The sequence below is a fragment of the Burkholderia pyrrocinia genome, from assembly GCF_003330765.1.
Lineage (GTDB): Bacteria > Pseudomonadota > Gammaproteobacteria > Burkholderiales > Burkholderiaceae > Burkholderia > Burkholderia pyrrocinia_B.
Window position 1 is genome coordinate 765,700 of the sequence record NZ_CP024902.1, and the last position, 23,205, is coordinate 788,904.

Consider the following 23,205-nt stretch of genomic DNA (forward strand, 5'->3'; position numbering starts at 1 on the left):
CTCAGTGGCTCGCCGCATCGGCCGGACCGTGATTCATCTTACCCTGATCGCCCTGCACCCGCTCGATGTGCGGGTGCGCCCACGGCCCCGTGATCGCGTAGTCGAGCGCGAACGCGTGCGACAGCGTTTCCGACAGCGCGTAGTTCGCGGCCAGCACGCCGACGCCGAGCAGCGGATTGATGACGGCCGCCGCGATCGCGGCGGCGCCCGCGCCGATCTTCGGCGCGACGTGCGCGTGCAGGTCCTGCGTCTCGGCGCCGAGATCGACCGCGCCGCGCACCGTGACGTTCGCGGGCGCCGTCGTCATCTCGAAGTTGTCGGTGCGCGCGATGCCGTTCGAGATCTGCCCCGTGCCGGTGATCTTGTCGAACGGCAAGCCCTTGCCGATCACGTCGCGGAAATTCAGTGTCAGGAAGCGCGCGAGGCTCTGCAGGCTCAACACGCCGAGCAGCTTGGCGGCGCCCGGATCGACCTTCAGGATCTGGCCGTGTTCGAGGTCGACCGCGACCTGGCCGCCGAGCGACGGGAAGTCGAGCGCGGTCGGGCCGCCGCGCCAGCCGACCTTGCCTGTCACCGTGCCGTGGCCGTTCTCGAGCGTGCGGGGCAGGCCGACGCGGTCGAGCAGCGCGCCCGCGTTGTCGATGTCCAGCTTGAAGTCGAACACGCTGCGGCGCGGCGCGTCGCTTTCGTCGACGCCGCGGGCGAGCGCGCGGCGCGACGTGCGCCAGTTGCCGGTTGCCGTGAGCCTGGCGGCCGGGTTCGACAGTTCCAGCTTGTCGAGCTGCCAGACGGGCGTGCCGGCCTCGTCGATGTTGCGCGCGTTGACGACGAGGCGGCCGATGTCGTGGTCGCGCGCGACCACCTGGTCGACGATCAGGTCGACCGACGGCATCGGGCGGTCGGTCGGCGTCGGCAGGTTCATCGCGCGGCCGACCAGATCGTGCTGCGCGCTGTCCGGAATCACGAGCTTCGCGAGCCGCGCGTTCAGCACGCCCGCGCCGTTGTGGCCGCCGCCCGGCGCCCACGACAGGTAGCCCGACACCTGGTTCGACGCGATGTTCGCCTGCCACAGCTCGTCGACGTGCGACGCGCCGACGATCACGTTTTCCCAGTTGCGCTTGAGCAGTTTCAGCGTGCCGAAGTGGAACGCGAAGCGCTTCGGCGCGAAGCTCGCGACATCGACGCGCGGCGGTGCTTGCGGCTCCGGCGTGCGCGGCGTGCCGGATTGCAGCGTGCGGGCGAGCGCGAGCCATGCGTCGGCATCCAGCTCGTCGACGTCGACGGCCGCGCTCACGCCGTCCTGCGGCATGTCGGGCATCCGGTGGATGCCCATCGCGCCGCGCACCGCGCGCAGCGGCTGGCCGCGCGTCGCGTCGAGCAGGTAGGTCGCGGACACGGGGCCGAGCGTCAGGTCGGCGTGTTCGAGGCGTTTGCCGTCCGCCTGCGGCGCCGGCTGCAGCGTGAAGCTGAACGGCATCGGCGTGCCGGCCGGTTTCGCGAACGGCGCCGGGAAGTTCAGCGCAACGCCTGTCAGGTCGGAATGCGCGCTGATGTCGGGCAGGCGGCCCGGCGCACCGCGCACGGCGACCTTGTACGGTGCGTCGCCGACCACGTGCTCGAGCAGCGCGGCAGCCGGGCCGTGCAGGTTCAGGCCGCGCGCGGCGTCGAGCGCGAGCCGGCCGTCGACGTCCACCGTGTACGGGCCGTGCGACTGGAAGCTGCCGTTCGCGCGCACCGGGCCGCCGAGGAAGCGCCCCGACAGGTCGTGCAGCGACGCGCCGGCCTCGGTGAACCGGACGCTGCCACGCAGCGCGGACAGCGGCGGCACGCCGCTGGTCGACAGCGTGTTGCCGCCGAACGCGAGCGCGCCTTCGATGTGCGTATGCGGATGCGGGACGTGCTGCGGAATCGTGATCTTGAGCGCGAGCGACGCGGGCCCCTGCGCATCGATCCGCTGGCCGATATGCCCGCTCATCGTGCCGAGCGAGCTGTTGTCCGCGTAGTCGATCAGGTCGGCGAGCGGGCCCTGCGCATGGCCGTCGATGACGAGCGGCGAGTGGCTCGGATTGCCGAGATCGTCGATGCGTCCCGTGACCTTCGTCAGCGCGACGCGCTTGTAGTGCGCGCGCTCGATGTCGAAGCGCAGCTTGTTCTGCGCGAGCTCGAATACGCCGTCGATCCCGTCGAGCGCCGGCCAGACGCTCGGCGTGCCGTTCGCGAGCTTGCGCGGCGGGTACGGGGTCGGCTCGAAGCGGCCGCCGGTGAACGGCGCGACGATGTGGAACACGCCGGCGTCCGGTTCGTGTTCGAACGGAAATTTCTCGAGCGGGCCGCGGGCGACGATCGACGCGCCCTTGGTCACCTTGCCGTCCTGCAGCGCGTGGCCGAGATAGTCGCGCAGGTGCTCGGACATCCCGGTCGGCAGGTAGCGCGGAATGCGCGCCACCGACGCGCGGGCGAAATCGGCGCGCAGGTCGAGCGCGCCGCGGCCGTGGCCGGGGTTCGTGTACGAGCCCGACACCGCGATTTCGGCATCGGGGTTCGTGACGAGCAGGTCGGGCACGGTCACGTCGACGCGCGCGTGCTTGTCGCCGGGCGCGGGCGTGATCACCCATTGGGTGTTGCCGCGCAGCCGGTCGAACGTCAGGCGCGGCTCGTCGAACTCGCCGGGTACCGTGACGGCCGCGTTGACCGTGTCGAAATGCGCGGTGCCGCCCGTCTCGCTCGCATCGACGCGGCCCCACAGGTTCTCGATACCCGGCCAGCCGGCGCGCGGGTGGCCGCGCGGCGAGAGGCCGGGCGGCGGCTCCTGCGCGGCGAAGCTGATGCCCTGCAGGTCGCCGAGGAAGCGGTAGCGGACGATCGGCGCGGCGCCGGTGCGCCGCTCCTCGTCGGCGAGCTCGGCCCGCGCGGGTTTCGCGCGTTCGACCTCGATGTGATAGTTCGACACCATCCCGCGCGGGTCGATCTTGATCAGCTCGTTGCGCAGGCGCGCCGGCAGCGGCAGCCCGCGGATGAACTCGCTGAGGATGCCGAGATCGACGCGATCGCCGACGACGCTGATCAGTTGCCCCTGGCTGGCCGTCGGCACGCGGTAGCGGGCCGTCAGCGTCGACAGCGCGAGCGAGCGGGCGAGCGGCGTGCCATCCGGCAGCGGCGGCTGGCCGAGCTCCGCGTTGAAGCCCGTCAGGTGCAGCGTGTAGTCGTGGCCGGCATCGAGCACCATGTCCCAGCCGAAGCCGACCGTCGGCACGTCGAGCCGCGGCTGCGTCGGGCGCACGCGCAGCGCAACGTCGGCGCCTTGCAGATCGCCGCCCACCGAGTGCAAGTGGCCGTCGCTGAAGGTCGCCCAGATCGCGTTGTCGATCCGGCCCGCGTGGATCGTGAGCGGCATGTCGAGGTAGCGGCCCAGCGTCTGCAGGTCGACGGGGCCCGTCGACAGGTAGGCGTCGCCCGTCCAGTTCGACGGCTTGCCGACCGGCGCGAGCGGCTTGTGCCTGAAACGCGCGCGGAAATCGAGCGGGCCAAGCAGCAGCGTGCCGTTCGCGGGCGCCTGCAGCGCAACCTTGTGCACGCGGCCGTGGTTGAGCACCGCGAGCCGGATGCCCGCCAGCACGAGCTCCGGCGCGCCGTGCTGCGCGTCGCGCCAGCGCAGCGTGCCGCCGCGCAGCACGATCGCCTCCTGCTTCAGCAGCCACGTGCCGAACGTGGCGTTGCCGCCGTGGGTGGTCGCCACGCCGACGCCCGCGATGCTCAGCGAGCCGTCGGCCGCGCGCGCGACCACCAGGTCGGGCTGGTCGACGATCAGGCTCGACAGCGCGGGCGACAGCCGCAGCAGCGACATCCACGACAGCGCGGCCGTCGCATGCGGCACCGACAGCGCGATCTTGCCGTCACGGCCGCGGATCGTCAGGTTGGTCAGTTCGACGCCCGGCTGCATGCCGGACCAGTTCGGGGAAAGCTTGCCGATCGAAAGCTGCGCGTGGAGCTTGTCGGACACGAGGCGCTCGATGCGCGGGCGGAATTCGTCGATGCGGGGCAGCAGCACGTAGCGCAGCCCGAGGAACGCGCCGGACGCGACGAAGTAGGTGCCGATCCCGACCGCCAGCGTCGCCTTGAACACGCGACGCAGGACCGGATGATCGTGCTTCGGAGGTCCCGCTTCGGGCGCAGCTACGGCGGATTCCTGACGGTCGGACATGCGGCGGACGGGCGGCAATATGGTAATTTTGCAGATTGACGTTGAAATGTATCACACGGGTTCGTGCCGGCGGCCGTTGCGGCAGCGCGGCACGGGCTTTCCGGCGCGCGGTTTCGCGACGCGCACGCGCGTCCCGCGATGCCGCGCCGAGTCCATGGAGCCTGTCGGCAGCGGGGCGCGCATGCGTTTGCCCGCGCCGGCCGGCCTTATCTCCAGGCCCGCTTTTCGATGACCGACGCTTCCGCCCTGATCAGCACGTCCTATTCCCGTTACCTTGCCCGCGCGGCCGCCGCACGGCCCGCGCTGGCCGAACAGGTCGCCGCGTGGGCTGCCGCGCCGCTCGCCCGCGCGCAGCTCGACGCGCGTCTCACCGAACTGCTCGCGACGCCGGCCGGCACGGCCGCGCCGACCGACGAGCAACTGAAGCGCGCGTTGCGGCAACTGCGCACCGAGGCGTTCGGCGCGGTCGCGGAGCGCGACCTGCGCGGGCTGGCGGACGTCGCCGAGGTGACGGGCGCGATGACCGATCTCGCCGAAGTGGCCGTGCAGCGCTCGCTTGCGCTGCTGTCGGCCGAACTCGAGGCGCTGTACGGCGAGCCGCGCGGCGCCGACGGCCAGCGCGTCGTGCTCGGCGTGGTCGGGATGGGCAAGCTCGGCGGCCGCGAGCTGAACGTGTCGTCGGACATCGACCTGATCTTCGTCTACGAGGACGACGGCGAGACGACCGGCGGCGCGCGCGCGCCGCTGTCCACGCAGGAATACTTCACGCGGCTCGGCCGGCGCCTGATCGGCGTGCTGTCCGAGGTCACGGCCGACGGCTACGTGTTTCGCGTCGACATGCGGCTGCGCCCGAACGGCGATTCGGGGCCGCTCGTCTGCAGCCTCGGGATGCTCGAGGAATATTTCTACGTGCAGGGGCGCGAGTGGGAGCGCTATGCATGGATCAAGGGGCGGCTCGTGTCGGAAGGCGACAGCGACGCGGCGCAGCGGCTGGCGTCGCAGCTCGAGTCGATCGTCAAGCCGTTCGTGTACCGCCGCTATCTCGATTTCGGCGTGATCGGCGCGATCCGTTCGCTGCACCAGCAGATTCGGCAGGAAGCCGCGCGCCGCGCGTCGATGCGGCCCGACAAGGCCGACGACATCAAGCTCGGGCGCGGCGGGATTCGCGAGATCGAATTCAGCGCGCAGGTGTTCCAGCTGATCCGCGGCGGCCAGGATGCGGAATTCCGCGTGCGGCCGACGCTCGCGGTGCTGCGCCATGCGCAGGCGCGCGGGCTGATCGGCGAGGACGTGCGCGCACGCCTGACCGACGCTTACAACTTCCTGCGCACGCTCGAGCACCGGCTGCAGTACCGCAACGACGCGCAGACGCACGCGATGCCGGTCGAGCCCGACGAACGCGCGGCGCTGGCCGCGTCGCTCGGCTTTGCCGACTATGCGGCGCTGATGGCGGTGCTGGACGGTCACCGGACCTTCGTCGAGGCGCAGTTCCACCAGATCTTCGCGGACAAGGTGAACGGCAGCCCCTGCGCGGCGGGCGACGACACGGCGGCCGCGTGGATCTGGAGCGGCGCGCTGGCCGACGACGGCGAGGACGACGCGCTGGTCGCGCGCCTCGACGGCCTCGGCTTCGCCGATCCGGCTACCGTGCTCGCGCGGCTGCGTGCGATCTGGCAGTCGTCGCGCTACACGGGCCTGCCGGAAAAGAGCCGGCAGCGCTTCGACAGCGTCGCGCAGCGGGCGCTCGAGGCCGCGCCGCGGATCGACGCCGTGCGCCGCGACGACACGATCGTGCGCCTGTTCGACCTGCTCGAGACGGTCAGCCGGCGCGGCGTCTATCTCGCGCTGCTGACCGAATATCCGGCTGCGCTCGACCGCGTGCTGTCGGTGCTCGGCGCGACGCGCTGGGGGGGCGGCTACCTGATCCGCCACCCGCAGCTGCTCGACGAACTGCTCGATGACGAGGCGATTGCGAGCCCGTTCGACTGGCCCGCGTTCAAGGATGCGCTGCGCGCACGCCTCGCGGCGGCCGACGGCCCCGAGCAGCAGATGGACCTGCTGCGGCACGCGCAGCACGCGGAGGTGTTCCGAATCCTGCTGATCGATCTCGCCGGGCAGCTGTCGGTCGAGCATGTGAGCGACCGCCTGTCCGAGCTGGCCGACGCGGTGCTCGACGTGACGATCGAAGTCGTCTGGTCGCAGCTCGCGAAGCGTCATCGCGACGTGCCGAAGTTCGCGGTGATCGCGTACGGCAAGCTGGGCGGCAAGGAGCTCGGCTACGCATCGGATCTCGACCTGATCTTCCTGTATGACGACCCGGACGAGCGCTCGGCGGACGTCTACACGACCTTCACGCGGCGGCTGATCACGTGGCTGACGACGGCGACCGGTGCGGGCGCGCTGTTCGACATCGACCTGCGGCTGCGGCCGAACGGCGAGGCCGGGCTGCTCGTCACCGATCTCGACGCGTTCCGCCGCTACCAGCTGCGCGAGGGCGACGCCGCGAATACCGCGTGGGTGTGGGAGCACCAGGCGCTGACGCGCGCGCGCTACAGCGCGGGCGACGCGCAGATCGGCGCGGATTTCGAGGCGATCCGCCAGCAGGTGCTGACGACGCCGCGCGACGGCGGCGTGCTCGCGAAGGAGATCGTCGACATGCGCGGCAAGGTGTTGGCCGGTCACCCGAACCAGACCGAGCTGTTCGACCTGAAGCACGATCGCGGCGGGATGGTCGACATCGAGTTCATCGTCCAGTACTGGGTGCTGCTGCATGCGTCGCGCGACGCCGAACTGATCCGCAACACGGGCAATATCGCGCTGCTGCGCGAGGTCGCGCGCTTCGGGCTGATGGGCGAGGACGAGGCGGAGCGGGTCGGCGCGGCCTACCGCAAGTACCGCAAGCTGCAGCACAAGCTGCGGCTCGACGGGATGGAGAAGGCGCGCGTCGAGCCGGCCGTGGTGGCGGACGAGCGGGCAGCCGTGACGGCGCTGTGGGCGCGCGTGTTCGGGGCGGTTGAAACGGTCGTTTGAATGGAAGCAGGGCGGACGCGGCATCAACCCGCGCTCCGCCCTGAAAGTACGAACCGTTCGAGCGCCGTTCGGCGCGGATTCGAGCGGCGGGCGGCCGCGTCAGGCCGCCAGCATTTCCTTCGCGTGCTTGCGCGTCGTGGCCGTGATCTCGAGCCCGCCGAGCATCCGCGCGACTTCCTCGATCCGGTTGGCCCGGTCGAGCGCGACGACCGTCGACACCGTGCCGCCGCGCTCGTCGGCGCCCTTCGCGACCTGGAAGTGGTGGTCGCCGCGCGCGGCGACCTGCGGCAGGTGCGTCACGCACAGCACCTGGCGGTCGCGCCCGAGCTGGTGCAGCAGGCGGCCGACTACTTCGGCTACGCCGCCGCCGATCCCCGTATCGACTTCGTCGAAGATCAGCGTCGGCGTCGGGCTCGCCGCGCTCGCGATGACCGCGAGCGCGAGGCTGACCCGCGCGAGTTCGCCGCCCGACGCGACTTTCGCGAGCGGCCGCAGCGGCACGCCGGGGTGCCCGGCGACCCGGAACTCGACCTGCTCGAGCCCGTGCGGGCCGCCGTCGGCAAGCGGCGCGAGCGCGACTTCGAAACTTCCGCCCGCCATCGACAGTTCCTGCATGCCGGCCGTGACGGCCGTGCCCAGCGCCTTGGCGGCCTGCGTGCGTGCCTTGGACAGGTGTTTTGCGTCGGCGAGATAGGCTTCCCGCGCCTTGGCCCGCGTTGCCTCGAGCGCGCCGAGATCGGCGGCCGCGTCGAGCGCGGCGAGCTGGGCGCGGCGAGCCGCATGTTCTTCGTGCAGCGTGTCGGGCGGCAGCCGGAACTTGCGGGCGGTCGAGTGCAGCGCATCGAGACGCGTTTCGACCTGCGCGAGCCGCTCGGGGTCGAGATCGACGCGCTGCGCGTAGTGCGACAGCGAATAGACGGCTTCCTGCAGCTGGATCTCGGCCGGTTCGAGCGACGCGAGCGCATCGCCGAGCGCGGTGTCGTAGTCGGCGAGGCTGCGCAGCTTCGACACGATCGCGCCGAGCTGCGCGAGCATCGCGTCGTCGGCCTCGGACAGTGCGTTGAGCGCGCCGCGCACGCCCTCGATCAGGTTCGCCGAATGCGACAGGCGCTTGTGTTCGTTGCTGACTTCGTCCCATTCGCCGGGCTGCGGCGCGAGCTTGTCGAGCTCGGCGAGCTGCCACGCGAGCTTTTCGCGTTCCAGCTGCAACTCGCGCTCGTGCGCCTTCGCGGCGTCGATCGCCTGCGTCGCGTCGCGCCATACGCGCCACGCGCGCGCGACGTTCGCGGCATCGGCGACGAGCCCCGCGTGCGTGTCGAACAGCTCGCGCTGCGCGTCGGGCCGCATCAGCAGCTGGTGCGCGTGCTGGCCGTGGATGTCGACGAGCATCTCGCCGAGTTCGCGCAGTTGCGCGAGCGTCGCGCTGGTGCCGTTGATGAACGCGCGCGAACGGCCGTTCGCGTCGATCACGCGACGCAGCATCACGGTGTCCTCGGCGTCGAACGCGTGTTCGTCGAGCCAGCGCGCGACGCGGTCGTGCGGCGTGAATTCGGCCGTGATGTCGGCGCGGCCGCAGCCGGTGCGCACGACGCTCGAGTCGGCGCGTTCGCCGAGCGCGAGGGCAAGGGCGTCGATCAGGATCGATTTCCCGGCGCCGGTTTCGCCGGAAAAGACGGAAAAGCCGCTGTCGAATTCGAGATCGAGCGCGGCGACGATGACGAAGTCGCGGATCGAGAGGTGGCGGAGCATGGTGTCGGGCGGGGGAGCGTCAGGACGCCTTGTCGTCTTCGTTCGATGCGTGTTCGTTCCAGTGCAGCTTCTTGCGCAGCGTCGCGTAGTAGCTGTAGCCGATCGGGTGCAGGAACGGCACCGTATGCTTCGAGCGGCGCACCTCGATCGTGTCGTTCAGTTCGAGCGCGGTGAACGACTGCATGTCGAAGTTGACGTTGACGTCGCGCCCGCCGACGATCTGGATCGCGATCTTCGAATCGTCCGGCAGCACGATCGGCCGGTTCGACAGCGCGTGCGGCGCGATCGGCACGAGCAGGATGCCCTGCAGCTGCGGATGGAGGATCGGGCCGGCCGACGACAGCGCGTAAGCGGTCGAGCCCGTCGGCGTGGCGACGATCAGGCCGTCCGAACGCTGGTTGTACATGTACCGGCCGTCGACCGACGCGCGCAGCTCGACCATCCCGGAGAAGCCGCTGCGGTTGACCACGACGTCGTTGAACGCGAGCGCGTGGTAGATCGGTTCGCCGTCGCGCATGATCCGGGCCTCGAGCAGCGAGCGCTCCTCGCGCTCGAACTTGCCCGACAGCATCACGGGCACGAGCGCGTGCATGTCGGCTGCCGCGATGTCCGTGATGAAGCCGAGCCGCCCGTGGTTGATCCCGATCAGCGGTGTCCGGTACGGCGCAAGCTGGCGGCCGATGCCGAGCATCGTGCCGTCGCCGCCCAGCACGACCGCCACGTCCGCACGCGCCCCGATTTCGGCCGGGGTGAGCGCTGGATAGTTGGCGATGCCGATCTCGCGCGCGGTGTCGCCTTCGAACACGACCTCGAAGCCCCGCTTGGCGAGGCTGGCAGCCAGTGTGGCAAGCGGCTCGGTGATGCCGGGCGTGTTGCTCCGGCCGACGAGCGCGACAGTATTGAACTGATTCCCGGTTTTCATGCCGGCATTACACCATAGCTCGTAGACGAAAAGAACCGGCTGTGCGCCGGCGGGGCCGGATCGGGCCCGCCCGCACAATGGTGGCCGACGCCACTCGCCGCGGTTGCGCGGTTGCGCTAAAATTTTCCACCATGCTAGATCCTCGCGCACGAACCCTCCTGAAAACCCTGATCGAACGGTATATCGCCGACGGTCAGCCAGTCGGATCGCGCACGTTGTCCCGTTACTCCGGGCTCGAGCTGAGCCCGGCGACGATCCGCAACGTGATGTCCGACCTGGAGGAGCTCGGCCTCGTGTCGAGCCCGCACACGTCGGCCGGCCGCGTGCCGACGCCGCGCGGCTACCGGCTGTTCGTCGACACGATGCTGACGGTCGAGACGCCGATCGACGCCGAGGCCGTCGCGCGGCAGGTGCAGAACACGCTGCAGGTCGGCGAGCCGCAGCAGCGGGTGGTCGCAGCGGCCGCGAGCGTGCTGTCGAACCTGTCGCAGTTCGCGGGCGTCGTGCTGACGCCGCGCCGCAGCCACGTGTTCAAGCAGATCGAGTTCATGCGCCTGTCGGACAAGCGCATCCTGCTGATCATCGTCACGCCCGAGGGCGACGTGCAGAACCGGATGCTCGCGACGCCGCGCGACTACTCGCCGTCGCAGCTGACCGAGGCGTCCAACTACATCAACGCGCATTTCGCCGGCCTGTCGTTCGACGAGGTGCGCCGCCGCCTGCGCGACGAGATCGACCAGTTGCGCGGCGACATGACCACGCTGATGCACGCGGCCGTGACCGCCAGCACCGAGGTGCCCGACACCGAGGACACCGTGCTGATTTCCGGCGAGCGCAACCTGCTCGAGGTGGCGGACCTGTCGTCCGACATGGCGCGGCTGCGCAAGCTGTTCGACGTGTTCGACCAAAAGACGGGCCTCCTGCAACTGCTCGACGTGTCGAGCCACGCCCAGGGCGTGCAGATCTTCATCGGCGGCGAATCGACGCTCGTGCCGATCGAGGAAATGAGCGTCGTCACCGCGCCTTACGAGGTGAACGGGCAGATCGTCGGCACGCTCGGCGTGATCGGCCCGACCCGCATGGCGTACAACCGCGTGATACCGATCGTCGACATCACCGCGCGCCTGCTGTCGCTCACGCTGAGCCAGCAGTAGCAAGCCCGATCCCGCCCCGTCATCGTGACGCGGTGCCGCATGCGCCGACAGTCGGCCGAACGGCACGGGGCGGCCCGCTATAATTGAGAGCCGTCCGGTCCCGTGCCCCGAGCACGTTCTTGCCCATGCGTTTCGATCTTGAGCCGCCTTCGAGTATCGCGGCCGCCCATCGCATCGGCGTGCTGCTGATCAATCTCGGCACGCCCGACGCTCCCACGCCGCGCGCGGTGCGGCGCTATCTGGCCGAATTCCTGTCGGATCCGCGGGTCGTCGAGATTCCGCAGGTCGTCTGGCAGGTGCTGCTGCGCACGCTGATCCTGCCGCTGCGCGGCCGCGCGTCCGCGAAGAAATACGCGGCCGTCTGGATGCCCGAGGGCTCGCCGCTGCGCGTGCACACCGAGCGCCAGACCGACAGCGTGCGGCACCTGCTTGCGTCGAACGGCTATCACGTGCTGGTCGACTACGCGATGCGCTATGGCAGCCCGAACATTTCGCACGCGCTCGCGCAGTTCAAGCGCACGGGTGTCGAGCGCGTGCTGCTGATGCCGATGTATCCGCAATACTCGGCGTCGACCACGGCCACCGCGTTCGATGCCGCATTCGGCGCGCTCGCGCGCATGCGCAACCAGCCGGAGGTGCGCACGGTGCGGCACTACGCCGACCATCCGGCCTATATCCACGCGCTTGCCGAGCAGGTGCGCCAGTATTGGGCGCAGCATGGCCGGCCCGACTTCGCGGCCGGCGACAAGCTCGTGCTGAGCTTTCACGGCGTGCCGAAGCGCACGCTCGACCTCGGCGACCCTTATCACGACCAGTGCCAGCAGACGGGCGCGCTGCTGATGGCCGCGCTCGGGCTGTCGACGACCGAATGCCGCATCACCTTCCAGTCGCGCTTCGGCAAGGCCGAATGGCTGCAGCCGTACACCGCGCCGACGCTGCGCGAGTTCGGCGAGGCCGGTGTGCGGCGCGCCGATGTGTTCTGTCCCGGTTTCACGGCCGATTGCCTGGAGACGGTCGAGGAGATCGGCATGGAAGTGCGCGACGAATTCCTCGCCGGCGGCGGCAAGGCGTTCCACCGCATTCCGTGCCTGAACGGTGCGCCCGCGTGGATCGGCGCGATCGGCGAGATCGTCGCCGAGAATCTGCAGGGCTGGCCCGTCAGGGCCGCGCAGCCCGAAACGGTGAACTGATATGAAACGACCCCCACGCTCACTTCGTTCGCTGCCCCCCGAGGGGGTGGTCAGCCTCCTTGGGGCGGCCCGGCGGAGGCTGATATGAACTACAAGATTTCCACGGAACCGGGCGCGAAGCTGCGTATCGACAAATGGCTGTGGGCGGCCCGGTTCTTCAAGACGCGCTCGCTCGCGACCGATGCGGTCGACAAGGGGCACGTGAAGATCGGCGGCGCGGCGGTCAAGCCGTCGAAGGAGGTGCGCGTGGGCGACGAGGTCGAGATTGCGATCGACGGCATCGTCTGGCACATTGCCGTGCTGGGCATGTGCGACGTGCGCGGGCCCGCGAGCGTCGCGCAGACGCTTTACGAGGAAACGGAAGCTGGGCGGGCCGCGCGGCTCGCCGAACTGGAGCGGCGCCGCACGTATCGCGAGCCGGCGGCCGAAATGCACGGCCGGCCGACGAAGCGCGACCGGCGCATCATCGACAGATTTTCTGGTGGGAGCTGAACATCTGGTCGAATGTCGCCCGCGCGCTTCCGTATTCGGTCGTGCGATCGGTGACGGCTCCCGACAGGCAGATGGTGGTGGTGCCGGCAATGAGTACCAGCGCGACCACCGATTTCGCAAAGGTCAGTTTCACGGTACTCCCCTCGAGAAGACGGGTGAAAACGGCGCCAGGTGGATGTCAGGCGGCGGTCAGCTAGGGTAAACACGCTTTTCCGACGCTTGAGTGGAGTGTAGTGCAGCCGGCCTGTGCCAAGCTAGTACTTGCCGGGTAAGCGTTGTTACAGCCCGTTTCGCCTGATCTGGCGGACTATGCGGGCCTGCACCGGCGAAACGCGCGGTTGTTTCGCGGCATTGGAGAATGCCGGCGAATAACCCTCTTGAAATCGCAGTTTTCGCCCTTATTTGCACCAGCAATGTGCGGTGCCGCCGGGTATACGGTCCAGCGGTTGCCGATTTGGCTTCAACCTCTAATCGACTTTCAGCGACATGGAAAACACGCAAGAGAACCCGACTACCCAATCGGCCGAAGACATCGGCAGCGAGAAGCAGGCGGCGCAAGGCGCCGCTCCCGCCGCCGAAGCAGCCGACGCGGCGCTCGCGGAGGCTCAAGCCAAGGTCGCCGAGCTGCAGGAAAGCTTCCTGCGGGCGAAGGCCGAGACCGAGAACGTCCGCCGCCGCGCGCAGGACGACGTCTCGAAGGCGCACAAGTTCGCGATCGAGAGCTTCGCGGAACACCTGCTGCCCGTGCTGGATAGCCTGGAAGCGGCTGTCAGCGATACGTCCGGCGACATCGCGAAGGTGCGCGAAGGCGTCGAACTGACGCTGCGCCAGCTGACGAACGCGCTCGAGAAGGGCCGCGTCGTCGCGATCAACCCGGTTGGCGAGAAGTTCGATCCGCACCAGCACCAGGCGATTTCGATGGTGCCGGCCGAGCAGGAGCCGAACACCGTCGTCGCGGTGCTGCAAAAGGGCTATACGATCGCCGACCGCGTGCTGCGCCCGGCGCTCGTCACCGTCGCGCAGCCGAAGTAAGAAGGTCGCCGCGATGGTTCCCGCCGGCGTCGATTCGGCCGCGTTTGGCGCGTTCGACATGCAGGCGCTGGCTGCCGACACGTTCGACGCGGCTATCGACGGCGCGGGGGATGCGCTCGCGGTGGTGTTCTTCTGGGGCGTCGACTGCTTCAACTGCGAGATCGCGAAGAAGGCGATGCTCGCCCAGCCCGACGCGATCCGCGCGCTGGACCTGAAGTGGTTCCATTGCAACGTGTACGAACATCATCAGCTGGGGCACCGCTTCGGGCTGCACGGCGTGCCGACGTGGTTCTTCTTCCATCGCGGCAAGCGGCTCGGCCGCGCGACCGGCTGGCATGGCCTCGCGCAGTTCCAGGCGGCCGTTTCGGCGGCGCGCGCGAAGATCGCGGCGACGGCCGGCGATCCGGCGGCCGGCGATCCGGTAGCCGGCGGCGATTGAAAAAATTTAATACCCGCATCGCCTGTCAGGGCTTGAAAACGGGCCGGACGGACGCATTTCGGGAACAGAGTTGAATTCTGGCGTGCGAAACCGCCCCAAAAAGCGGGGTTTCGTGCAGCAAACAAGCATTTCTGGAGATTAGGAAAAAATGGGAAAGATCATCGGTATTGACCTCGGCACCACGAACTCGTGCGTCGCCATCATGGAAGGCAACCAGGTCAAGGTCATCGAGAACTCGGAAGGCACGCGCACCACGCCGTCGATCATCGCGTACATGGACGACAACGAAGTGCTCGTCGGTGCGCCGGCCAAGCGTCAGTCGGTGACCAACCCGAAGAACACGCTGTTCGCAGTGAAGCGCCTGATCGGCCGCCGCTTCGAAGAGAAGGAAGTCCAGAAGGACATCGGCCTGATGCCGTACACCATCAGCAAGGCCGACAACGGCGATGCATGGGTCGAGGCACACGGCGAAAAGCTCGCGCCGCCGCAGGTTTCGGCGGAAGTGCTGCGCAAGATGAAGAAGACGGCCGAAGACTACCTCGGCGAGCCGGTCACGGAAGCCGTGATCACGGTGCCGGCGTACTTCAACGACAGCCAGCGTCAAGCCACGAAGGACGCCGGCCGCATCGCGGGCCTCGAAGTCAAGCGGATCATCAACGAGCCGACCGCGGCCGCGCTTGCGTTCGGTCTCGACAAGGTCGAGAAGGGCGACCGCAAGATCGCGGTGTATGACCTCGGCGGCGGCACGTTCGACGTGTCGATCATCGAGATCGCGGACGTCGACGGCGAAATGCAGTTCGAAGTGCTGTCGACCAACGGCGACACGTTCCTCGGCGGCGAGGACTTCGACCAGCGCATCATCGACTACATCATCGGCGAGTTCAAGAAGGAGCAGGGCGTCGACCTGTCGAAGGACGTGCTCGCGCTGCAGCGCCTGAAGGAAGCCGCCGAAAAGGCGAAGATCGAGCTGTCGTCGGGTCAGCAGACCGAAATCAACCTGCCGTACATCACGGCGGACGCATCGGGCCCGAAGCACTTGAACCTGAAGATCACCCGCGCGAAGCTGGAAGCGCTGGTCGAGGACCTGGTCGAGCGCACGATCGAACCGTGCCGCATCGCGATCAAGGACGCGGGCGTCAAGGTGTCGGACATCGACGACGTGATCCTGGTCGGCGGCCAGACCCGCATGCCGAAGGTGCTGGAGAAGGTGAAGGAGTTCTTCGGCAAGGATCCGCGCCGTGATGTGAACCCGGACGAAGCCGTCGCCGTTGGCGCGGCGATCCAGGGCCAGGTGCTGTCGGGCGACCGCAAGGACGTGCTGCTGCTCGACGTGACCCCGCTGTCGCTCGGCATCGAGACGCTCGGCGGTGTGATGACGAAGATGATCAACAAGAACACGACGATCCCGACGAAGCACGCGCAAGTGTATTCGACGGCGGACGACAATCAGGGCGCCGTGACGATCAAGGTGTTCCAGGGCGAACGCGAAATGGCGGCCGGCAACAAGCTGCTCGGCGAGTTCAACCTCGAAGGCATCCCGCCCGCACCGCGTGGCGTGCCGCAGATCGAAGTGACCTTCGACATCGACGCGAACGGCATCCTGCACGTCGGCGCGAAGGACAAGGCGACCGGCAAGGAAAACAAGATCACGATCAAGGCCAACTCGGGTCTGTCCGAAGCCGAAATCGACCAGATGATCAAGGACGCGGAAGCGAACGCAGCGGAAGATCACAAGCTGCGCGAGCTGGCCGATTCGCGCAACCAGGGCGACGCGCTGGTCCACAGCACGAAGAAGGCGCTGACCGAGTACGGCGACAAGCTGGACGCGGGCGAGAAGGAAGCGATCGAAGCGTCGCTGAAGTCGCTCGAGGAAGTGCTGAAGGACACGTCGGCCGACAAGGCTGCGATCGACGCGAAGGTCGAGGAGCTCGGCAAGGTTTCGCAGAAGCTCGGCGAGAAGATGTACGCCGACATGCAGGCCCAGCAGGCGGGTGCGGCCGGCGCGGCGGGTGCTGCGGAAGGTGCGGCCCACGCGGGTGGCGCGCAGCAGGCTGCCGACGACGTCGTCGACGCCGAGTTCAAGGAAGTGAAGAAGGACTAAGCCGGGTTGCAACGACACCGAATGCCGCGCGCGGAAACGCGCGCGGCGCGGCTGACAAGCGGCTGAAAAGCGGTCTGTCTTTCCTTCCGGATGGCCGGATCGACTCCACGCCTGGCGGGCTTCGCGGCCCTCCGGGCACATTTGTTTTTTGGCGGGTGCTGCGCGAGCCGTCCGCGGACGGGCGCAGCGCCAGACGAGTCGAGAGACTTTACTGCGGGCGAAAGGAGCCGCCGCGTGCGCGATGCGTGGCGGCACAGTGAATCGATATGGCGAAACGGGATTACTACGAGGTTCTGGGCGTCGCGAAGAATGCGGGCGACGACGAAATCAAGAAGGCATATCGCAAGCTTGCGATGAAGCATCACCCTGACCGCAATCCGGACAACAAGGATGCGGAAGAGCATTTCAAGGAGGTGAAGGAAGCCTATGAAATGCTGTCGGACAGCCAGAAGCGGGCCGCGTACGACCAGTACGGCCATGCGGGCGTCGATCCGAACATGGGCGGTGCGGGTGCACAGGGCTTCGGCGGCTTCGCGGACGCGTTCGGCGACATCTTCGGCGACATCTTCGGCCAGGCCGCGGGCGGTGCCGCGCGCGGCGGCCGTGGCGGCCCGCAGGTGTATCGCGGCGCCGACCTGCGCTACAGCATGGAAATCACGCTCGAGCAGGCCGCGCACGGCTACGACACGCAGATCCGCGTGCCGAGCTGGGTGTCGTGCGAGGTGTGCCACGGGTCGGGCGCGAAGCCCGGCACGAAGCCCGAAACCTGCCCGACCTGCCATGGCCAGGGCACGGTGCGCATGTCGCAGGGTTTCTTCAGCATCCAGCAGACCTGCCCGAAGTGTCATGGCACCGGCACCTACATCCCGGAACCGTGCGTGCACTGCCACGGGTCGGGCAAGGTGAAGGAAACCAAGACGCTCGAAGTGAAGATCCCGGCCGGGATCGACGACGGGATGCGGATCCGCTCGGCCGGCAACGGTGAACCGGGCATCAACGGCGGGCCGCCGGGCGACCTGTACGTCGAGATCCACATCAAGCCGCACTCGGTGTTCGAGCGCGACGGCGACGATCTCCACTGCCAGATGCCGATCCCGTTCACGACCGCCGCGCTCGGCGGCGAGATCGAGGTGCCGACGCTGGCCGGCCGTGCGTCGTTCCCGGTACCGGAAGGCACGCAGTCGGGCAAGACGTTCCGCCTGCGCGGCAAGGGCATCAAGGGGCTGCGTTCGAGCATCGCGGGCGATCTGTACGTGCACGTGCAGGTCGAGACGCCCGTGAAGCTGACCGACCACCAGCGCGACCTGCTCAAGCAGTTCGAGAAGTCGCTGGCCGAGGGCGGCGCGCGTCACAGCCCGCAGGGCAAGAGCTGGTTCGACCGTGTGAAGAGCTTCTTCGAGTAACGGCATGACTGAAGGCAGCGAGAGCGCGTCGTTCGCGCTCTTGGACGATTGCGACTCGACCGCGTCCGCGCGGTCGAGTCGTTTGTATTCGGGTTTCGTGCGCGAACGCGTGTGCACGGACCCGGCGCGGCTCGACGAAGTCGACGCGGCGGTTGCGCAGGACCTGCGCGACGGGCTGCATGCGGTCGTCGTCGGTGATTACGCATTCGGGCGCAACCTGCAATGGGCGCAGCCGGGCGATGCCCCGCTGCGCTTTTTGCTGTACGCGCGCTGCGAGCGCCTGTCGCGCGGCGAAGTCGACGCGTGGCTCGCGCAGCAGGACGGCGGCGGTGCGCCGTCGATCGCGGGCGTCGCGCACGTCGAGAAGAGCGTCACGCGCGATGCGTTCGACGCGGCGATCGCCGCGGTGCACGACGCGCTGCGCGCGGGCGATTCGTACCAGATCAACTATACGTACCGGCTGAATTTCGACGTGTTCGGCACGCCGCTCGCGCTGTACCGGCGGCTGCGCGCGCGCCAGCCGGTGCGTTACGGCGCGCTGATCGCGCTGCCCGGCGGCGCGTGGGTCGTGTCGTGCTCGCCCGAGCTGTTCGTCGAGAAGCACGGCGAAGTGCTGCGCGCGCGGCCGATGAAGGGCACTGCGCCGCGTTCGGCCGATCCCCGCGAAGATGCGGCTGCTGCTGCGTTCCTCGCGAGCGATCCGAAGAACCGCGCGGAAAACGTGATGATTGTCGACCTGCTGCGCAACGACGTGTCGCGGATCGCGCGCACGGGGACGGTCCGCGTGCCGGCGCTGTTCTCCGTCGAGCCGTATGCGTCGGTGTGGCAGATGACGTCGACGGTCGAGGCAGGCTGGCGCGACGGCACGACGTTCGCGCAGATGTTGCGCGCGCTGTTTCCGTGCGGATCGATCACGGGCGCGCCGAAGCACCGGACGATGCAACTGATCGACGCGATCGAGTCGACGCCGCGCGGGCTCTATACGGGCGCGATCGGTTGGCTTGAAGCCCCGAAGGAAAGCGCCGATTCCGATGCGTGTTGCGATCGTGCGGCCGGTTGCGGCGATTTCTGCCTGTCGGTCGCGATCCGTACGCTGACGCTCGACGCGGCCGGCGAAGGTGCGACCGGCGAAGGTGCGGCCGGTGAAGGCGCGGCCGGCGCCGACATCGAAGCACGCGATCCGGCAACGGCAACCGCCGGCCGGCGCCGCGGCATGATGGGCGTCGGCGCGGGCATCGTGCTCGACAGCGTCGCGGCCGACGAATATGCGGAGTGCGAATTGAAAGCGCGATTCCTGACGGACGCCGATCCCGGCTTCCAGTTGTTCGAAACGACGGCCGCCACGCGCGCGGACGGCATCCGGCATCTTGATCGTCATCTTGCGCGGCTGCAGCGCAGCGCGGATGCGTTCGGCTTCCGCTTCGATGCCGATGCGTTGCGCCGCGAGATCGACGCACGCTGCGCGGCGCTCGACGGCGACGGCGCCTACCGGATGAAGCTCTCGCTCGCGAAGGACGGCACGATCGGGATCGTCGCGGCACCGCTCAAGCCGCTGCCGGCGGGGCCGGTCGGCGTGCTGCTGGCGTCCGCGCACGGCTTCGCGCCGACCCGCGCCAGCGACGCGCTGTTGCTGCACAAGACGACGCGCCGCGCCGAATACGACCGTGCGTGGCAGGCGGCGGAGGCGCTCGGCGGTTTCGACATGCTGTTCGTCAACGAGCGTGGCGAGGTGACGGAAGGCGGGCGCTCGAACCTGTTCGTGAAGCTCGACGGCCAATGGGTGACGCCGCCGCTGGCGTCCGGCGTGCTGCCGGGCGTGATGCGCGGCGTGCTGCTCGACGATCGTGGGTTCGGTGCGACGGAGCGCGTCGTGACCTGCGACGATCTGGCGCGCGCGCAGGCGCTGCTGCTGACCAATGCGCTGCGTGGCGCGCTCGACGCGGTATTGAAGTGATGCAGTGACGAAGTGATGGATCGTGCACCGCGCTTGCGCCGGTGGCGCGAACCTTCACCCTGCAGCGTATAAAAAAGGTTCATCGCGGATTACCGGGGAACGCGGCGCGGATTTTGAGGAAGAAGTATTCCTCGTCGCGGTACCCATAAGCCCGACGCTTGATGACCTTGATGGTGTTGTTGATGCCTTCGACGACGCTGGTATTGAGCGGATGACGGCAGCGAGTCACGATTCCGTGCCAGTAACCCTGCAAGCGCTGAGCGAACTTTTGCAGCGCGGCGATCCCGCTTTGCTGAGCCTGTTCGAACCATTGCCCCCAAGCCTTTTCCGCCCAGGCGGGCTTTCGGTAGAACCAGAGCCGTTTGAGTTCGTCGCGCAGCACGTAGACGCATAACAGCGACTGATTGGCGGCCAGCAGATCCTTCAGGTGCACGGCCTGTTCTGGTTTCAGGTTGTGACGGTTGCGCAGCAACAGCCAGCGGCTGGACTTCAGGACCTTGCGGGCCGGCTTGTCATGTCGTAGTTGATTGGCCTGATCCACTCGCACCCTGTCGATCACTTCGCGGCCGTACTTGGCCACGACGTGGTACAGGTCAAAGACGATTTCCGCTTGCGGGCACTGCTCCTTGATCTCCAGCTCATAGGCCGTGGTCATGTCGATCGCGACCGCTTCGATGCGCTCGGCAACGCCTTCGGGCAGTTGTTCGAAGAAGGTTCGAGCCGTTTCTCGTGAACGTCCGGGGCCGACCCAGAGCACCTGTCGGCCGATCGGATCAACTACCACCGTGGCGTAGCGATGGCCCTTATGCAGCGCGAATTCGTCCATTGCCAGATAGCGGATCGTCGACCAGTCCGGCTCGGCCACGCGAGCCCGCAAGCGCATCTTGTCGATCGATTTGACCGTGTGCCAGCCCAGGTCGTAGAAGGCTGCCACCGCCTGCACGCTGGCCGCTTGCAGCAGCTTCTCACAGGCCTTGGCGAACCGCTCCGTCACTCGCTGGTAGCGGCCCAGCCACGTCAGCTTCTCCAGCCTCGGGCCGCCGCAGTGTGCGCACCAGACCCGACGGCGGGGGACATGCAGCACGACTCGGTACTCGAACAGTGGCAGATCGCGCACTCGCCGAACCGTCGTCTCGTGGATTTGCTGGCAGCGCGCGCCGCACTGTTCGCAGTGCATGACCTTGCTGACTGGCTTCAGATGCAGCGACAGCGTATGGCCGTCTCCTTCCGGCCATTCCACCCGTTCCAACCGATAGCCGGTCCAGCAGCCCAGTGCCTGAAGCGCCTTGCGATCGAGCAATTCTTCCCCCTGACCTCCATAGAATCAGGCGTCAGGTTACGCAATCGCCCTCAAACGCTCCACGGTTTCCTGCGATGAACCATAAAAAAGCGCGGCGCCCGGCAAAGGGCGCCGCGCTTTTTCACATCCGGCGTTGCTTCAGAACGAATGTTCCGGCCCGGGGAACGTGCGGTCCTTCACCGCGCTCACGTACGCTTCGACGGCCGTCTGAATGTTCGGCTGCCCCTGCATGAAGTCCTTCACGAAGCGCGGCCGCTTGCCGGGGAAGACGCCGAGCATGTCGTGCAGCACGAGCACCTGCCCCGAGCAGTCGACGCCCGCGCCGATGCCGATCGTCGGGATCTTCAGCATGTGCGTGACTTCGGACGCGACGAGCGTCGGCACCGCTTCGAGCACGACGAGCTGTGCGCCCGCGTCCTCGATCGCGCGTGCGTCGCGCAGCAACTGCGCGGCGCCGGCTTCGGTCTTGCCCTGGACCTTGAAGCCGCCGAACGCATGCACCGATTGCGGCGTGAGGCCGAGGTGCGCACACACGGGCACCGAGCGCTCGACGAGGAAGCGGATCGTCTCGGCCAGCCATTCGCCGCCTTCGAGCTTGACCATCTGCGCGCCCGCGCGCATCAGCTTGACCGAGTTCGCGAACGCCTCGGCCGGCGTGCCGTACGTGCCGAACGGCAGATCGGCGACGACGAGCGCGCGCGGCTGCGCGCGTGCGACACAGGCGGTGTGATACGCGATGTCGTCGAGCGACACGGGCAGCGTGGTGGTGTGGCCCTGCAGCACGTTGCCGAGCGAATCGCCGATCAGCAGCACGTCGGTGCCTGCGCGATCGAGCAGCGCGGAAAAGCTCGCGTCGTAGCAGGTGAGCATTGCGATCTTCTCGCCGGCATCGCGCATTGCCTGCAGCTTGGGTACCGTCACGGCAGGCCGGCTCGATTCCTGGAGATAGGTCATGGGAAATCCGGTTCGATGGATGAAGAACGGCAGGCGGGACGCGTCAGCGCGTCGTCTCGCCCTTGACGAAGAATTCCTTGCGGCCGCGCATCGTCTCGATGCGCTCGACCAGCAGCGCAAGATCGTCGGGGGAATCCAGCGGGTTCAGGTGTTCCGCGGCGACCGTCAGCACCGGCGTGCGGTCGTAGTGATAGAAGAATTCGTTGTACGCGTCGACGAGCGAGCGCAGGTACGCGTCGCTGATCTGCAGTTCCATCGGCAGCCCGCGCTTCTGGATGCGCGAGAACAGCACCTCGGGGCTGGCCTGCAGATAGACGACGAGGTCGGGCGACGGCGCCTGCGGCACGTCCACGTGCGTCGCGACCGAGCGGTAGAGCTGCCATTCGTCTTCCGGCAGGTTCAGCCGCGCGAAGATGTCGTTCTTCTGCGGCATGAAATCGGCGATGACGGGGCGGCCGGTTTCGAGCGCACCGATCAGCTCGCGCGCCTGCTGCGCGCGCTGAAGCGCGAACGACAGCTGCACGGGCAGCGCGTAGCGCGCGGTGTCGCGATAGAAGCGTTCGAGGAACGGGTTGTCCTGCGGGCGCTCGAGCAGCGCCTGCATCGACCAGCGCTCGGCGAGCTGGCGCGCGAGCGTCGTCTTGCCGACGCCGATCGGGCCTTCGATCACGAGATAGCGGTGCGGGGCGCGCAGGTCGGGCGCGGTGACGGTAAGGGGAGTCGAGTTCATCGGCAGGGGTTCTTGTCGGCGTCTTCGCCGGCAGCGAGCGCCTTCTGCATCAGGCACTGGCAGGTCTGTACCTTTTCGACGCGCTGGTCGGCGACGGCGGCGAGGAAGGCATCGGCGCGGCCGCGCGCGGGGATGTCGAGCGCCGGCTCGATTTCGACGAGCGGCACGAGCGCGAACGCACGGTCGGTGAGGCGCGGGTGCGGGACGATCAGGTCGGGTTCGTCGATCGAGTCGGCGCCGAACAGCAGGATGTCGAGATCGAGCGTGCGCGGCGCGTTGCGATATGGGCGCTCGCGGCCGAAGTGATGCTCGATCTTCTGGCAGAGCGCGAGCAGTTCGCGGGCCGAGAGCGTCGTGTCGAGCTTGACGACGCAGTTGTAGTAGTCGTCGCCGCCCGCTTCGAACGGCGCCGTGCGATACAGGCTCGATTTGCCGAGGACCGAGATGGTGCGCTGTTGAGCGAGGCACACCACCGCGTCCTTCAGGGTCTGGCGCGCATCGCCGAGATTCGCCCCCAGTCCGATATATGCAACCGTCATGGCATCACTTCCTAC

17 protein-coding genes are annotated in these 23,205 nt (G+C 68.1%); 9 read left to right on the forward strand and 8 right to left on the reverse strand.

All coding sequences use genetic code 11. The annotated features are described in order from the left end of the window. Nucleotide 1: 1 nt before the first annotated feature. Complete coding sequence (locus CUJ89_RS03660; RefSeq protein WP_114176169.1) at nt 2-4,201, reverse strand: YhdP family protein; 4,200 nt, start codon at nt 4,199-4,201, stop codon at nt 2-4. Between the two features lie 228 nt (nt 4,202-4,429). Between CUJ89_RS03660 and glnE the strand changes: the two genes are divergently transcribed. Next, nucleotides 4,430-7,231, forward strand: a complete 2,802-nt coding sequence (glnE, locus tag CUJ89_RS03665; RefSeq protein WP_114176170.1) for a bifunctional [glutamate--ammonia ligase]-adenylyl-L-tyrosine phosphorylase/[glutamate--ammonia-ligase] adenylyltransferase — start codon at nt 4,430-4,432, stop codon at nt 7,229-7,231. Nucleotides 7,232-7,330: 99 nt separating this feature from the next. On the opposite strand, the gene recN is transcribed toward glnE, so the two are convergent. Both recN and CUJ89_RS03675 read right to left on the reverse strand, forming a co-directional pair. Next, nucleotides 7,331-8,980, reverse strand: a complete 1,650-nt coding sequence (recN, locus tag CUJ89_RS03670) for a DNA repair protein RecN (RefSeq protein ID WP_114176171.1) — start codon at nt 8,978-8,980, stop codon at nt 7,331-7,333. A gap of 19 nt (nt 8,981-8,999) precedes the next feature. Beyond that, nucleotides 9,000-9,902, reverse strand: coding sequence for an NAD kinase (locus tag CUJ89_RS03675; RefSeq protein WP_114176172.1), 903 nt, complete (start codon nt 9,900-9,902; stop codon nt 9,000-9,002). A gap of 131 nt (nt 9,903-10,033) precedes the next feature. On the opposite strand from CUJ89_RS03675, the gene hrcA reads away from it, so the two are divergent. From hrcA to CUJ89_RS03690, 3 genes are all read left to right on the forward strand, one after another. Continuing rightward, nucleotides 10,034-11,056 carry a heat-inducible transcriptional repressor HrcA gene (gene hrcA, locus CUJ89_RS03680; protein ID WP_114176173.1) on the forward strand — a complete coding sequence of 341 codons (1,023 nt, stop codon included), beginning with the start codon at nt 10,034-10,036 and terminating at the stop codon, nt 11,054-11,056. A 125-nt stretch (nt 11,057-11,181) separates the two neighbouring features. Then, nucleotides 11,182-12,246, forward strand: coding sequence for a ferrochelatase (gene hemH, locus CUJ89_RS03685; RefSeq protein WP_114176174.1), 1,065 nt, complete (start codon nt 11,182-11,184; stop codon nt 12,244-12,246). 84 nt (nt 12,247-12,330) lie between these two features. After that, on the forward strand, nt 12,331-12,738 hold the full coding sequence (locus CUJ89_RS03690; protein ID WP_114176175.1) for an RNA-binding S4 domain-containing protein: 408 nt from the start codon (nt 12,331-12,333) through the stop codon (nt 12,736-12,738). Here CUJ89_RS03690 and CUJ89_RS38180 read toward each other — a convergent pair. Further along, entirely contained in the window at nt 12,710-12,871 is a 162-nt protein-coding gene (locus CUJ89_RS38180; protein WP_201752269.1) for a hypothetical protein, read from the reverse strand. The two genes, CUJ89_RS03690 and CUJ89_RS38180, sit on opposite strands and share 29 nt — an antisense overlap. Before the next feature lie 353 nt (nt 12,872-13,224). On the opposite strand from CUJ89_RS38180, the gene grpE reads away from it, so the two are divergent. From grpE to CUJ89_RS03720, 5 genes are all read left to right on the forward strand, one after another. Continuing rightward, nucleotides 13,225-13,770 (forward strand): nucleotide exchange factor GrpE, encoded by a 546-nt coding sequence (grpE, locus tag CUJ89_RS03700; protein WP_114176177.1) that lies wholly within the window; start codon nt 13,225-13,227, stop codon nt 13,768-13,770. A 13-nt stretch (nt 13,771-13,783) separates the two neighbouring features. Further along, nucleotides 13,784-14,209 carry a thioredoxin family protein gene (locus tag CUJ89_RS03705; protein ID WP_114176178.1) on the forward strand — a complete coding sequence of 142 codons (426 nt, stop codon included), beginning with the start codon at nt 13,784-13,786 and terminating at the stop codon, nt 14,207-14,209. A 148-nt stretch (nt 14,210-14,357) separates the two neighbouring features. Then, a complete protein-coding gene (dnaK, locus tag CUJ89_RS03710; RefSeq protein ID WP_114176179.1) occupies nt 14,358-16,310 on the forward strand; it encodes a molecular chaperone DnaK in 1,953 nt (650 codons plus the stop codon). 266 nt (nt 16,311-16,576) lie between these two features. Beyond that, nucleotides 16,577-17,713 carry a molecular chaperone DnaJ gene (dnaJ, locus tag CUJ89_RS03715; RefSeq protein WP_114176180.1) on the forward strand — a complete coding sequence of 379 codons (1,137 nt, stop codon included), beginning with the start codon at nt 16,577-16,579 and terminating at the stop codon, nt 17,711-17,713. Between the two features lie 4 nt (nt 17,714-17,717). After that, the gene (locus tag CUJ89_RS03720; protein ID WP_114176181.1) at nt 17,718-19,667 is read left to right on the forward strand and encodes a chorismate-binding protein; all 1,950 of its coding nucleotides are present in this window, start codon (nt 17,718-17,720) and stop codon (nt 19,665-19,667) included. A gap of 79 nt (nt 19,668-19,746) precedes the next feature. On the opposite strand, the gene CUJ89_RS03725 is transcribed toward CUJ89_RS03720, so the two are convergent. From CUJ89_RS03725 to folK, 4 genes are all read right to left on the reverse strand, one after another. Continuing rightward, a complete protein-coding gene (locus tag CUJ89_RS03725; RefSeq protein WP_114176182.1) occupies nt 19,747-20,967 on the reverse strand; it encodes an ISL3 family transposase in 1,221 nt (406 codons plus the stop codon). A gap of 138 nt (nt 20,968-21,105) precedes the next feature. Then, entirely contained in the window at nt 21,106-21,921 is an 816-nt protein-coding gene (gene panB / locus CUJ89_RS03735; RefSeq protein WP_114176183.1) for a 3-methyl-2-oxobutanoate hydroxymethyltransferase, read from the reverse strand. A 43-nt stretch (nt 21,922-21,964) separates the two neighbouring features. After that, entirely contained in the window at nt 21,965-22,651 is a 687-nt protein-coding gene (locus CUJ89_RS03740; RefSeq protein WP_114176184.1) for a deoxynucleoside kinase, read from the reverse strand. Next, entirely contained in the window at nt 22,648-23,190 is a 543-nt protein-coding gene (gene folK / locus CUJ89_RS03745; RefSeq protein WP_114176185.1) for a 2-amino-4-hydroxy-6-hydroxymethyldihydropteridine diphosphokinase, read from the reverse strand. The genes CUJ89_RS03740 and folK overlap by 4 nt, the downstream gene beginning before the upstream one ends. Nucleotides 23,191-23,205 lie beyond the last annotated feature (15 nt).

Bases quoted from the DNA above. Each gene is read 5' to 3' on its own strand.
- CUJ89_RS03740 (WP_114176184.1), bottom strand. From the start codon at position 22,651: ATGAACTCGACTCCCCTTACCGTCACCGCGCCCGACCTGCGCGCCCCG.
- CUJ89_RS03660 (WP_114176169.1), bottom strand. From the start codon at position 4,201: ATGTCCGACCGTCAGGAATCCGCCGTAGCTGCGCCCGAAGCGGGACCT.
- CUJ89_RS03705 (WP_114176178.1), top strand. From the start codon at position 13,784: ATGGTTCCCGCCGGCGTCGATTCGGCCGCGTTTGGCGCGTTCGACATG.
- hrcA (WP_114176173.1), top strand. From the start codon at position 10,034: ATGCTAGATCCTCGCGCACGAACCCTCCTGAAAACCCTGATCGAACGG.
- dnaK (WP_114176179.1), top strand. From the start codon at position 14,358: ATGGGAAAGATCATCGGTATTGACCTCGGCACCACGAACTCGTGCGTC.
- CUJ89_RS03720 (WP_114176181.1), top strand. From the start codon at position 17,718: ATGACTGAAGGCAGCGAGAGCGCGTCGTTCGCGCTCTTGGACGATTGC.
- CUJ89_RS03690 (WP_114176175.1), top strand. From the start codon at position 12,331: ATGAACTACAAGATTTCCACGGAACCGGGCGCGAAGCTGCGTATCGAC.
- dnaJ (WP_114176180.1), top strand. From the start codon at position 16,577: ATGGCGAAACGGGATTACTACGAGGTTCTGGGCGTCGCGAAGAATGCG.
- panB (WP_114176183.1), bottom strand. From the start codon at position 21,921: ATGACCTATCTCCAGGAATCGAGCCGGCCTGCCGTGACGGTACCCAAG.
- CUJ89_RS03675 (WP_114176172.1), bottom strand. From the start codon at position 9,902: ATGAAAACCGGGAATCAGTTCAATACTGTCGCGCTCGTCGGCCGGAGC.
- recN (WP_114176171.1), bottom strand. From the start codon at position 8,980: ATGCTCCGCCACCTCTCGATCCGCGACTTCGTCATCGTCGCCGCGCTC.
- hemH (WP_114176174.1), top strand. From the start codon at position 11,182: ATGCGTTTCGATCTTGAGCCGCCTTCGAGTATCGCGGCCGCCCATCGC.
- glnE (WP_114176170.1), top strand. From the start codon at position 4,430: ATGACCGACGCTTCCGCCCTGATCAGCACGTCCTATTCCCGTTACCTT.
- grpE (WP_114176177.1), top strand. From the start codon at position 13,225: ATGGAAAACACGCAAGAGAACCCGACTACCCAATCGGCCGAAGACATC.
- folK (WP_114176185.1), bottom strand. From the start codon at position 23,190: ATGACGGTTGCATATATCGGACTGGGGGCGAATCTCGGCGATGCGCGC.